Origin of the sequence: Actinoplanes cyaneus (assembly GCF_016862095.1) — a bacterium.
Lineage (GTDB): Bacteria > Actinomycetota > Actinomycetes > Mycobacteriales > Micromonosporaceae > Actinoplanes > Actinoplanes cyaneus.
The window spans coordinates 83053-95375 of sequence record NZ_BOMH01000016.1; the positions used below are offsets into that span (position 1 = coordinate 83053).

The following is a 12323-nucleotide window of genomic DNA, read 5'->3' on the forward strand; positions in this document are numbered from 1 at the left end:
GTCACTCCCTTCGTCCGGTGTCTGTAACACCGGCACGGAGGTATTCCTTACCAAGGCGGCCGGCGAACTCGGCGGCCTCGTCGTCGCTCGCGTACTTGTGCCGCGGCCAGAAGAATCCGCGCAGGCCGTCGCCCTTGGTGCGGGGCACGACGTGGGTGTGCAGATGGGGGACGGACTGGGAGACGAGGTTGTTCATCGCCACGAACGTGCCGGTGCAGCCGAGTGCGGCGGGCACGGCGGCGGCGACCTGCTGGACCAGCCCGAAGTATCCGCTCAGCAGGGACGCGGGCAGCTCGGTCAACTGGACGATGTGCGGGCGGGGGACGACCAGCACGTGGCCCTTGAAGACCGGCCGGGTGTCGAGGAAGGCCAGGCCATCGGGCGAATCGGCGACGACGAACGCGGGGACGGTTCCCGCCACGATCCCACAGAACACGCAGTCGGCCACAGAGTGAGACTAACCTTGCGCTACATGAGTACCGATGACTATGGGTTCGACACCCTAGCGATCCACGCGGGGCAGGACCCGGACCCCCGCACCGGCGCGGTGGTTCCGCCCATCTACCAGACGAGTACGTATGCGCAGGACGCGGTCGGCGCCCCGCGGCTCGGCTACGAGTACAGCCGGTCCGGCAACCCGACCCGCGACGCCCTGCAGGAGTGCCTCGCGGCGATCGAGGGCGGCCGTCGCGGCCTGGCCTTCGCGAGCGGTCTCGCCGCCGAGGACACGCTGCTGCGTACGGTCTGCCGGCCGGGCGACCACGTGGTCATCCCGAACGACGCGTACGGCGGCACGTTCCGTCTCTTCTCGAAGGTCGCCGAGCGCTGGGGTCTGGACTGGACCGCCGCCCCGCTGGACGACCTGGACGCGGTGCGGGCCGCGTTCCGCCCCGGGCACACCCGGCTGATCTGGGCGGAGACCCCGACGAACCCGCTGCTCAACATCGCCGACATCACGGCGCTGGGTGGGCTCGCCCACGAGTACGACGCGATGCTCGCGGTCGACAACACGTTCGCCTCGCCGTACCTGCAGCAGCCCCTGTCGCTCGGCGCGGACGTGGTGATCCATTCGACGACCAAGTACCTGGGCGGGCACTCCGACGTGGTCGGCGGCGCGCTGGTGGTGGCGGACACCGGTCTCGGCGACGAGCTGGCGTTCCACCAGAACGCGATGGGCGCGGTCAACGGCCCCTTCGACGCGTGGCTGACCCTGCGGGGGATCAAGACCTTGGGCGTACGGATGGACCGGCACTGTGACAACGCCGAGCGCATCGTCGGCTTCCTGAGCGAGCACAAGAAGGTCGCGAGCGTCCTCTACCCGGGGCTGGACACCCACCCCGGCCACGAGACCGCCGCCAAGCAGATGAGCCGCTTCGGCGGGATGGTGTCGTTCCGGGCGGCCGGCGGCCGTGAGCAGGCGATCGAGATCTGCAACCGGGCGAAGCTGTTCGTGCTGGCCGAGTCGCTCGGCGGCGTCGAGTCGCTGATCGAGCACCCGGGCCAGATGACACATCTGTCGGCTGCGGGCTCAGCGCTTGAAGTTCCCGCCGATCTCGTGCGACTGTCTGTCGGCATCGAAACCGTTGACGATCTGCTCGCCGACCTGGAGCAGGCGCTCGGCTAGGGACTTCGGGACTCGGGGAGACTTCGGGCATGGAGAGCACGACCTGGGTGGGCGCCACCGCGAAGCAGATCGCCCGTGCGGTGCGGCGCGGTGACACCAATGCCACCCAGGTCGTTGCCGACCACCTGGAGCAGATCGCCATCTCGGACCCGGCGCTGGGCGCGTTCCGCCTGGTCCGCGGCGGTGAGGCGATCACCGAGGCGGAGAAGGTCGACGACCAGGAGGACCTGGCGAACCTGCCGCTCGCCGGGGTGCCGGTGGCGGTCAAGGAGAACACCGCGGTCGCGGGCCTGCCCACCTGGAACGGCTCGGCGGCGGCCCGCACCTCCGAGGTGGCCGAGCAGGACCACGAGGTGGTCCGCCGGCTGCGCGGGGCGGGTGCGGTGGTCGTCGGCGTGACGAAGATGCCGGAGATGGGACTCTGGGCCACCACTGACGACGCGGACGGGCCGGCCCGTAACCCCTGGGACCTCGACCGTACGCCGGGTGGCTCCTCCGGCGGCTCGGCGGCCGCGGTGGCGGCCGGGCTGGTCCCGATCGCGCAGGGCAACGACGGGCTGGGCTCGATCCGGATCCCGGCGGCCTGCTGCGGCCTGGTCGGGCTCAAGCCGGGCCGGGGCGTGGTGCCTGTCGACTTCGGCGACATGGACTGGTTCGGCCTGGTGGAGAACGGGGTGCTGACCACCACCGTGGCGGACGCCGCGCTCGGTTTCAGCGTGCTCGCCGGTCAGCCGCCGGTGAAGCTGGTCGAGCCGTCGAAGCTGCGGGTCGGTGTGTCGCTGCGCTCACCGGTGGCCGGGGTCAAGCCCGACGAGGCGAACGTCTCGGCGGTCACGAAAGCGGCCAAGCTGCTCGTCGACGCGGGACACGACACGCTGCGGGCGGACCCGAAATACCCGGCGTCGGTCGCGCTCGGGGTGCTCGCGACGTGGTTCGCCGGGGCGTACCGGAATTCCGAAGGTCTCGATCTCCGGTCGTTGCAGCCGAGGACCCAGCGGCACATCCGGCTCGGCAAGGCCGCGATCAGGGCCGGGCTCGTGCGCGAGTCGCAGCGGGCGGCCTGGCGGGAACGGTCGATCAGGTTCTTCGCCGACCGTGGCGTGGACGTGCTGCTGACCCCGGCGCTGGCGACCGCGCCACCGCCGGCGCTGTCCTTCTCGTCGCTGTCCTGGGTGAACAACATGCAGGCGAATGCGAAGTACGCGCCGTACCAGGCGCCGTGGAACTTCGCCGGGTTGCCCGCGATCGTGGTGCCGGTCGGCTTCCGGCCGGACGGTCTGCCGCTCGCCGTGCAGCTGGTCGGGCCGCCCGACTCGGAGCTGCTGCTGCTCTCGCTGGCCGGCCAGTTCGAGCTCCAGAACCCCTGGCAGCGCCACGCCCTCGTGTGAGCGCCGGGTCCCGGGTGGTTCGCACGGTGGTCACCCGGCCGGAGGACCACCGGAGGAACCAGCCAGAAACCCGCGGCCGGGCAGGTGGCACGATTGGTCGCCATGACAGACCTGCTCTCCCTGGCCGACGTCGAAGCGGCACGGGAAAATCTCGGCGAGGTCGTGAAGACCACGCCGCTGGTGACCTCCCGGCCGCTCACCGAGATCGCCGGGGTGCCGGTCTGGCTCAAGTGCGAGAACCAGCAGCGCGCCGGGTCGTACAAGGTGCGCGGGGCGTACACCCGGATCTCCCGCCTGTCCGAGACTGATCGCGCCCGAGGCGTGGTGGCGGCCAGTGCCGGCAACCACGCGCAGGGCGTCGCGCTCGCCGCCGGGCTGCTCGGCATCAAGGCGACCGTCTTCATGCCGGAGGGCGCGCCGCTGCCCAAGGTCACCGCGACCAAGGGGTACGGCGCCGCGGTGGAGTACGCGGGGACGAGCGTCGACGACGCGCTGGAGGCCGCGAACGAGTTCGCCCGGCGCACCGGGGCGGTGCTGATCCACCCGTTCGATCACCCGGACGTGATCGCCGGCCAGGGCACCCTCGCGCTGGAGATCCTGGAGCAGTGCCCGGAGGCCGGCACGATCGTCACCGCGGTCGGCGGCGGCGGCCTGATCTCCGGTCTCGCGGTCGCCGCCAAGGCGCTGCGCCCCGACCTCAGGATCATCGGCGTGCAGGCGGCCGGGGCGGCGGCGTTCCCGCCCTCGCTGGCCGCCGGCGCCCCGCGCAAGCTCGACACGTGCGCCACGATCGCCGACGGCATCGCCGTGATGCGCCCCGGCGACCTGACGTTCGCGCACGTCGCCAAGCTGGTCGACAAGGTCGTCACGGTCACCGACGAGGACCTGTCGGCGGCCCTGCTGGTGCTGCTGGAACGCCACAAGATGGTGGTCGAGCCGGCCGGCGCGGCCGGGGTGGCGGCCCTGCTCACCGGCGCATACGTGCCGCCGCGCGACGGCGGGCCGGTGGTGGCGATCCTGTCCGGTGGCAACATCGACCCGATGCTCCTGCTGCGGGTGATCGAACACGGTCTCGCCTCGGCCGGCCGTTTCCTGCGCCTGGCGGTGCGCTGCCCGGACCGGCCGGGCCAACTGGCACGGCTGCTGGGGCAGATCGCGGAGCAGCGGGCGAACGTGGTGGACGTCGAGCACACCCGGCACAGCCCGCGGCTCAGCTTCGGCGAGGCGGAGGTGGCGCTCTCCGTCGAGACGCGGGGGCCGGCGCACTCGTCCGCGCTGATCAGCGCCCTGCGCGAGGCCGGTTACCGGGTCTCGCTGCTGGCCGACGCCACCCCGTGATCAACGGGGTTGCCGCCGGGCCGCCGGAGCAGGCCCGGATGGACGAAGAGCTCGGGGCGCACTACGAGCGCGTGCGGCGGGAGCTGGCGACCGCGCACTGGTGAGGGCGGAAAGCGGACAGCCTCCCCGGACGGCCTGGCGGGCCGTCCGGGGAGGCTGTCTCACGCAGTGGGCGGTCAGCCCTCGAAGGCGCCGAACTTGACGACCGTGACCTTGATGTCGGCGCCGCTGGGGGCCGTGTAGGTGACGGTCTGGCCCGGGCGGGCGCCGAGGATCGCCTTGCCGAGCGCCGACTCCGGTGAGTACACGGTGAGGTCGGTGGTCGACGAGATCTCGCGCGAGCCGAGCAGGAACATCTCGGTGTCGGCCTGGTCGTCGTCGAAGTAGATCGTCACGACCGAGCCGGGCACCACCGAGTCGGCGGCCTGGACCTCGCCGACCTCGGCGTTGCGCAGGAACTCCTTCAAGTAGAGGATCCGGCCCTCCTGGCGGCTCTGCTCCTCACGGGCCGCGTGGTAGCCACCGTTCTCCCGGAGGTCACCCTCCTCGCGCCGGGCGTTGATCTCCGCCGCTATCGCCGGGCGGCCAGCGATCAGCTCGTCGAGCTCGGCCTGCAGCCGGTCGTATGCGTCCTGGGAGAGCCAGGTCTTCGGCGCCTCGGAACTGGACACGGTCGATCTCCTCGCTGGAACGGGACTGCGAAAGCAGGAACTGGGAGTGCGGAATTCGAGGTGCGTGGTGAACGCAGCGAATCACCAACCTTACCAGCGGTATGCATCGGGCTGGACCGGTCGATGTCGCGGTGGCGCTCAGCCGACCGGCTGGCAGCTCATCACGTCGCCCACCGAGCCCCGCGCGGTGGTCGGCACCGACTCGGTCACCTCGACCTCGCCACCGCCGGCTCGCGCGGGCACCTGGACGGCCCGGGTACCCACCTCGTAGCCCTGGTAGTCACGGGCGCGCAGCATGCACGAGGCGGTCTCGCCGACCGGCACCCGGACCCGGAACTTGATCACCATCTGGGCGTCGGTCGGCTCGTTCCACCCGACGATCTCCGGGCTGTAGTCGGTCTGCCCGAACTTCTGGTAATAGGCCCAGCTCACGCCGATCGCGACGACGCCGCACACGATCGCGGCCAGCACCAGGGGGAGCGACCAGCGCCGGCCTGGCTGCCGGCGCCGGCCGTACCGGCCGGGCGGGTAGACCGAGGTTGTGGCGCGCGTCTCGCTCACCTGGGGGCCTCTCGTGCGTTTGTTGTCGTCGGGATCGGCCAGAATGGCAGAGTCCATCTTCGCAGCCGGTCCCGGCCCGCCGACGGCAGGCCTGGTCGAGAGGGTAATCAACGTGGCAGAGCAACTGCGTCTCATGACCGTGCACGCGCACCCGGACGACGAGTCCAGCAAGGGTGCCGCCACGATGGCGAAATACGTCGCCGAGGGCGTCCAGGTGCTCGTCGCGACCTGTACTGGGGGCGAGCGCGGCAGCGTGCTCAACCCCAAGCTGAAGGACGACCCGGAAGTCCTGGAGAACATCACCGAGATCCGCCGCAAGGAGATGGATCGGGCGCGCGAGATCCTCGGGGTGGACCAGGCCTGGCTCGGTTTCGTCGACTCCGGGCTGCCCGAGGGCGACCCGCTGCCCCCGCTGCCGGAGGGCTGCTTCGGCCTGCAGGACCCGCAGGAGGCGGCGAAGCCGCTGATCAAGCTGATCCGCGAGTTCCGTCCGCACGTCATGACCACCTATGACGAGAACGGCGGGTACCCGCACCCCGACCACATCATGTGCCACAAGGTCTCGGTGGTCGCGTTCGAGCAGGCCGGCGACCCGGAGCTCTACCCGGAGCTGGGGGAGCCGTGGCAGCCGCTGAAGTTGTACTACAACTCCGGCTGGACCCGCGCCCGGATGCTCGCGCTGCACGAGGGGATGCTCGCGGCGGGGCTGGAGTCGCCGTACGCGGAATGGCTGGAGAAATGGTCGGACCGCAGCGACCGTGGTGACAAGATCACGACCAGGGTCGAGTGCGGGGAGTACTTCAGCGTTCGTGACGACGCGCTGCGCGCCCACGCCACCCAGGTCGACCCGGACGGGTTCTGGTTCCACATCCCGCTGGAGATGCAGCAGAAGGTGTGGCCCACCGAGGACTTCGAGCTCGCCCGCTCGCTGGTCGACAGCCCGGTTCCGGAGTCCGACCTGTTCGCGGGCATCCGGGAGAAGGTCGACGCCGTCTGAGCAGTAGTCTGGGGTCGTGGACATTATCGCGGTCAACAACTTCGGGGACACCCGTGACGGCGGCCTGGCCGGCCCGGCGGGCCTGTTCCTGATCGTGCTGATGTGTATCGCGACCGTCGCGTTGATCCGCAACATGAACAAGCGCATTCGTCGGCTTCCCGACAGTTTTGACGAAGAGGTCGAGCGCGCTCGTGTGGCGGAAATCGCGAGGCTCGATGCCGATCTCGAGGGTTCCGGCGGCGATGTTGCTGACCGTGTCGAAGCGGATCGATCGACCAAGATCGCTCCCGCCGCGGAAGGCGAGGTGACGGCGGTGCCGGAGCCGAAACACGAGTCCGCATCGGACACCGGCCGCGCCGCACAGTGATCATGGCGTCGCTCGTCGCGCCCGGGGTCCGGGTCGCGGCGAGTGGCGAGTGTGGTCAGTCGCCCACCGTCAAGCCCTGTTGCGTTCATCGGGATTGATTTAGCCTTCCGCCGGGGACCACACGGTTCCTGGACCCTGCGCGGAAGGGGGCGCCGAGATGAGTGCATTCCGGCGCCGAGTCTCGCAGGACCATCTGCACGTGCATCGTCGCGTGCCGGTCGTCGCCCGACCGTGGACGCGGCCATGACCCTCCCACGCTGGGCCCACCGGCCGTCCCGCGTCCTCACCGTCGCCGTGGTCGTCGCCGCGCTCGCCGCCGTCCTGCTCGGCGCGCTGCAGCCGGTGCACCTGCCGCCCGGCAGCCCGCTCTCGCCGGTCGACGGCGGCTGCATCGCCGCCGTGCTCGCCGCCATCGCCCAGCTGGCCGGCCTGCGCTTCCGGCTGGGGCCGGACGCGATCTCGGTGAGCTGGGCCGAGGCGGCCGTGGTGGTCGGCCTGGTGATCTGCCCGGCCGGTTGGCTGCCGGCCGCGACCCTGGCCGGCATCGGCGCGGCCTGGCTGCTGCTGGCCTGGCTGACCGGGCTGCGCAACGTCGCCGAGGTCGTCCACCTGGTCGCGTCGATGACGCTCGGCGTCGCCGCGGCCAGCCTGGTCACGTCACTGCTGGCCGGTGACGCCGGGGTGTACAGCGGGCGCCTCGCGCTGGCGCTGGCGGCCGGCGCGGCCACCTATCTGCTGATCACCTTCGGTCTGGTCGTGCTCACCCTGATCCTGCAGCGCGACGCCGCGCCCGGACAGGTCGCCGCGAAGGTGCTCTACGCCAAGGCGCCGATGTCGGCGGGCAACCTGATCGTCGGCCTCTGCGCGGTGTTCGCGCTGGTCCGCGAGCCGCTCTGGCTGATCGCCTTCGGCCCGGTGCTGTGGCTGATGCACCGCACGTACCGCTTCCACCTGCGGGCCGCCGAGCAGCGCCGGATGTGGGAGGCGTTCGCGGCCGCCACCGTGCGGCTCCCCGGCGCCACCGAGGCCGACGTCGCCCGGGCCGGGCTGCGCGGCGCCCTCGACGTCTTCGGCGCCCGCCGGGCCGAGCTGGAGTTGCGCTCCGACCAGGGCAGCCGCCGATACACCCAGGAGGGGCCGGGACAGGACCCGGAGGCCGCCCGTTCCGGCCCGGCGGTCACCCGCAGCATGGCGTTCGCCGGGCGGCCGGTCGGCGAGCTGACCGTCTGGCTCGGCGAGCAGGCGTTGCCCGCGCCGCACGACGAGGCGGCGATCACGGCGTACGGGGACGCCCTCGCCGGCGCCCTGCACGACGCGGCCGCCCACCAGCGGATCGCCGAGCTGGACGCCCGGATCGGGCACGACCGGGTGCACGACCCGCTGACCGGGCTGACCAACAGGTCCGCCCTGGTCGCCGAAGGGGACACGCGGCTGCGATCCGGCGAGCGCGGCCGGCCCGCCGCCCTGCTGCTCCTGGACGTGGTCGACTTCCGCGGGGTGAACAGCACGCTCGGGCACCGCGGCGGCGACGACGTGCTGCGCGTGATCGCCGAGCGGCTCACCGATCAAGCTCGTCCGGGCGAGCTGGTCGCGCGGGTCGGCGACGACGAGTTCGCGCTGCTGATGCCCGCCCTGACCGCTCTCGCCGACCCGGCCGGTTGGGCACACGGCGCACCGCACAGCCTCGCCCAGGCCCTGCGCCGTGCCCGCGAGCTCGTCGAGCAGCTGCGGCTGCCGATGCAGGTCGCCGGGGTGCGGCTGGCCGTCGAGGTGACCGTCGGCGCGGTCGTCGCCCCGGCCGGGCAGGTCGAGGTCAGCGAGCTGATCCGGCGCGCCTCGCTCGCCGCCGGCAAGGCCAAGGAGCAGGGGCTGACCGTCGGGACCTACGACAGCAGCCAGGACGCCAGCAGCACCGACCAGCTGGCGCTCCTCGCCGAGTTGCAGGACGCGTTCGCCGCCGACGACCAGATCGTGCTGCACCTGCAGCCCGCGGTCGACCTGATCACCGCCGAGCCGACCGGCTGCGAGGCGCTGGTCCGCTGGCGGCACCCCCGCCGGGGGCAGCTCTCCCCGGGCGAGTTCCTACCCGCTGTCGAACGCAGCGAGTTGCTCATCCCGTTCACCCGGCGGGTCCTCGACCTGGCCCTCGCGGCCGCCGCGGACTGGTCGGCGGCCGGCATCGACGTGCCGGTGTCGGTGAACGTCTCGGCCCGGAGCCTGACCGATCCGACCTTCCCCGCGCAGGTCACCGAGGCGCTGCGGCGGCACCGCACCCCCGCGTCCCGCCTCGTCCTGGAGATCACCGAGTCGGTGGCGGTCAGCGAGCAGGACATCGTCGACGAGGTGCTGGCCCGGCTCCGGGCCACCGGGGTGCAGATGTCGCTGGACGACTTCGGCACCGGGTTCTCCTCGCTCTCCTCGGTCACCCGGATGCCCGTCGACGAGATCAAGATCGACCGCTCGTTCGTCGACGAGATGATCGACAAGCCGGCCGCGGGCGCGGTGGTGCGCGGGGCGGTCGAGCTCGGCGCGCGGCTGGGCGTGCGGGTGGTGGCAGAAGGCATCGAGACCATCGAGCAGCGGGCCGCGTTGATCGCGCTGGGGTGCCCGTCCGCCCAGGGCTACCACTTCTGCAAGCCGATGCCGGCGGACAAGATCGTTCAGGCGCTCTCCCAGCTGCGCACATCGTCGTCCGCGACGGTCACGCCGCTGCGCGCCGACGGCGCTTCCTGATCGTTGCTCCCGGCCCGTCGTGAGAGGCTGGGGGCATGGTCAATCGTCTCGCTGACGCGACGTCGCCCTACCTGCAGCAGCACCGGGACAATCCGGTGGACTGGTGGGAGTGGTCGGCCGAGGCGTTCGAGGAGGCCCGCCGCCGGGACGTGCCGGTGCTGATCTCGGTCGGTTACGCGGCCTGCCACTGGTGTCACGTGATGGCGCACGAGTCGTTCGAGGACGACGCGGTCGCGGCGCAGCTCAACGCGGACTTCGTGGCGATCAAGGTGGACCGCGAGGAACGTCCCGACGTCGACGCCGTCTACATGACCGCGACGCAGGCCATGACCGGCCAGGGTGGCTGGCCGATGACCGTTTTCGCCACCCCGGAGGGCGATCCGTTCTTCTGCGGGACCTACTTCCCGAAGCAGCAGTTCACCCGCCTGCTCACCTCGGTCACCACCGCGTGGCGCGACCAGCGTGACGACGTGCTCAAGCAGGGCGCCGCGGTGGTCGAGGCGGTGGGCGGCGCCCAGCTCGTGGGCGGTCCGACCGCGGCGGTCACCGCGGAGATGCTGGCGGCCGCGGCGCAGGGTCTTGCCGAGGAGCACGATCGGACGTACGGAGGGTTCGGCGGCGCCCCGAAGTTCCCGCCGCACATGGACCTGCTGTTCCTGCTGCGCCACCACGAGCGGACAGGTTCCGCCGAGGCGCTGGAGCTGGCCCGGCACACCGGGGAGCAGATGGCCCGCGGCGGCATCTACGACCAGCTCGCCGGCGGTTTCGCGCGCTACTCGGTGGACGCGCACTGGACCGTCCCGCACTTCGAGAAGATGCTCTACGACAACGCGCTGCTGCTGCGCGTCTACACCCAGCTCTGGCGCCTGACCGGTGACGTCTTCGCCCGGCGGATCGCCGACGAGACCGCCGCGTTCCTGCTGCGTGACCTGGGCACCCCGGCGGGCGGGCTGGCGTCGGCGCTGGATGCGGACACCGATGGGGTGGAGGGCCTGACGTATTCCTGGACCCCCGCCCAGCTCACCGAGGCGCTCGGCGAGCAGGACGGCGCGTGGGCCGCCGACCTGTTCCGGGTGACCCCGGCGGGCACGTTCGAGCACGGCGCCAGCGTGCTGGTGCTGGGCCGCGACATCGACTCCGCCGACCCGTCGCTGGTCGCGCGCTGGCAGGACATTCGTGCCCGCCTGCTCGCCGCTCGCGCGGGGCGGCCGCAGCCGGCGCGGGACGACAAGGTGGTGGCATCCTGGAACGGGCTGGCCGTCACGGCGCTCGCCGAACATGGCGTACTGACCGATTCTGATCCTTCGCGTGCCGCGGCGGTCGCGCTGGCCGAGGTGCTCGCCGACCGGCACGTCGTCGACGGGCGGCTGCGGCGGGTCTCCCGGGACGGGCAGGTGGGCGAGCCCGCCGGGGTCCTGGAGGACTACGGCTGCGTGGCCGAGGCGTTCCTGGCCGTGCACCAGCTCACCGCGGATCCGCGCTGGCTGCGGTCGGCCGGTGAGCTGCTCGACGTCGCGCTGGCCCGGTTCGGTACGGGGTCCGGCGGCTTCTACGACACCGCCGACGACGCCGAGAAGCTGCTCACCCGCCCGGCCGACCCGACCGACAACGCCACCCCGTCCGGCTTGGCGTCGGTGTGCGCGGCGCTGGTGGCGTACGCGGCGCTGACCGGGGAGACGTCCTACCGCGAGGCGGCCGACGCGGCGCTTGCCACGGTGGGCCCGCTGATCGGCGGGCACCCGCGCTTCGCCGGTTACTCGGCGACGGTGGCGGAGGCGGCGCTGACCGGGCCGTACGAGATCGCGATCGCCACGAACAACCGCACGGACCCGCTGGTGACGGAGGCGTACCGGGAGGCGCCCGGCGGAACCGTGATCGTCGCCGGAGCGCCCGACCTGCCCGGCGTCCCGTTGCTGGCGGACCGGCCGATGATCGACGGGCGGCCCACGGCGTACGTGTGCCGGGGTTTCGTCTGCGACCGCCCGGTCACCACCCCGAAGGAGCTGATCGCCCGCTTCCAGCGCTGATGCCGGGTAGGTAGGAGCCGGCCGGCGTCTCCAGCAAACAGTCGAGCGTCACCGCTTCCGACACTTCGTATCGGCGATGGCCGGCGAGCTGATACATCGTCACGGATTCGTCGACGAGCCAGTAGCGGGGGATCCCCGCAGCCGCGTACTCGTGCACCTTGACGTGCCGATCCACCGCGTGTGAGGCCGGCGTGACGATCTCGATGGCCACCACCAGATCCTCTGCGGGCAACCAGCACCCGTGCACAGGATTGGCCCAGACGGTCAGGTCGGGTATCCAGCCGCCACCGATGCCCGGACCGGGCGCCCGCACCCCGACGGCGTGCAGCACCTGACCGGGAGGCCAGCCCGCCTTCAGGAACCACCAGAGCAACCGGCTCACCACGCCTGCGTGCGCGCCATCAGGGAGCGGGGTGACGAAAAGGGTCCCGGCGGGACTCAGCTCGAATCGACGGCCCCATTGATCGAGATCGTTCCAGTGGGTCAGCTGTTCCAGCGTGACGGCAGGCATGTCCCAGTCGGGCGCCTCCGCATTCACGGTGGCAACCTTACTGCCGATGAGCGTCCACCGGCCGCGCTCGAACGAGTGCGATCTGTCGCCGTACCCAGGAAACGGG

Annotated in this window: 11 protein-coding genes; 7 read left to right on the forward strand and 4 right to left on the reverse strand. The window is 71.8% G+C overall.

Annotated features, from left to right (window positions below; translation table 11 throughout):
* Position 1: 1 nt before the first annotated feature.
* Positions 2-448 (reverse strand): HIT family protein, encoded by a 447-nt coding sequence (locus tag Acy02nite_RS10290; protein WP_203739717.1) that lies wholly within the window; start codon positions 446-448, stop codon positions 2-4.
* Positions 449-472: 24 nt separating this feature from the next.
* Here Acy02nite_RS10290 and Acy02nite_RS10295 point away from each other — a divergent pair, with 24 nt between their 5' ends.
* The 3 genes from Acy02nite_RS10295 to ilvA all read left to right on the forward strand — a co-directional run bounded on the left by Acy02nite_RS10295 (position 473) and on the right by ilvA (position 4350).
* Positions 473-1624, forward strand: a complete 1152-nt coding sequence (locus Acy02nite_RS10295) for a cystathionine gamma-synthase (protein WP_203739718.1) — start codon at positions 473-475, stop codon at positions 1622-1624.
* A gap of 29 nt (positions 1625-1653) precedes the next feature.
* Positions 1654-3012 (forward strand): amidase, encoded by a 1359-nt coding sequence (locus Acy02nite_RS10300; protein ID WP_203739719.1) that lies wholly within the window; start codon positions 1654-1656, stop codon positions 3010-3012.
* A gap of 102 nt (positions 3013-3114) precedes the next feature.
* Entirely contained in the window at positions 3115-4350 is a 1236-nt protein-coding gene (gene ilvA, locus Acy02nite_RS10305) for a threonine ammonia-lyase (protein ID WP_203739720.1), read from the forward strand.
* A 176-nt stretch (positions 4351-4526) separates the two neighbouring features.
* Here the strand turns inward: ilvA and greA are convergent, their stop codons facing one another.
* Both greA and Acy02nite_RS10315 read right to left on the reverse strand, forming a co-directional pair.
* Complete coding sequence (greA, locus tag Acy02nite_RS10310; RefSeq protein WP_203739721.1) at positions 4527-5021, reverse strand: transcription elongation factor GreA; 495 nt, start codon at positions 5019-5021, stop codon at positions 4527-4529.
* Positions 5022-5159: 138 nt separating this feature from the next.
* A complete protein-coding gene (locus Acy02nite_RS10315; RefSeq protein ID WP_203739722.1) occupies positions 5160-5639 on the reverse strand; it encodes a DUF4307 domain-containing protein in 480 nt (159 codons plus the stop codon).
* 55 nt (positions 5640-5694) lie between these two features.
* Here Acy02nite_RS10315 and mca point away from each other — a divergent pair, with 55 nt between their 5' ends.
* The 4 genes from mca to Acy02nite_RS10335 all read left to right on the forward strand — a co-directional run bounded on the left by mca (position 5695) and on the right by Acy02nite_RS10335 (position 11706).
* Positions 5695-6579: a mycothiol conjugate amidase Mca gene (mca, locus tag Acy02nite_RS10320; RefSeq protein WP_203739723.1), complete on the forward strand. Its 885-nt coding sequence runs from the start codon at positions 5695-5697 to the stop codon at positions 6577-6579.
* Positions 6580-6595: 16 nt separating this feature from the next.
* A complete protein-coding gene (locus Acy02nite_RS10325) occupies positions 6596-6946 on the forward strand; it encodes a hypothetical protein (protein ID WP_203739724.1) in 351 nt (116 codons plus the stop codon).
* Positions 6947-7189: 243 nt separating this feature from the next.
* Positions 7190-9679, forward strand: coding sequence for a putative bifunctional diguanylate cyclase/phosphodiesterase (locus tag Acy02nite_RS10330; protein WP_203739725.1), 2490 nt, complete (start codon positions 7190-7192; stop codon positions 9677-9679).
* 35 nt (positions 9680-9714) lie between these two features.
* Positions 9715-11706 carry a thioredoxin domain-containing protein gene (locus tag Acy02nite_RS10335; RefSeq protein ID WP_203739726.1) on the forward strand — a complete coding sequence of 664 codons (1992 nt, stop codon included), beginning with the start codon at positions 9715-9717 and terminating at the stop codon, positions 11704-11706.
* On the opposite strand, the gene Acy02nite_RS10340 is transcribed toward Acy02nite_RS10335, so the two are convergent.
* Positions 11666-12244 (reverse strand): Uma2 family endonuclease, encoded by a 579-nt coding sequence (locus Acy02nite_RS10340; protein ID WP_239174535.1) that lies wholly within the window; start codon positions 12242-12244, stop codon positions 11666-11668. The genes Acy02nite_RS10335 and Acy02nite_RS10340 overlap by 41 nt on opposite strands.
* Positions 12245-12323: the final 79 nt, after the last annotated feature.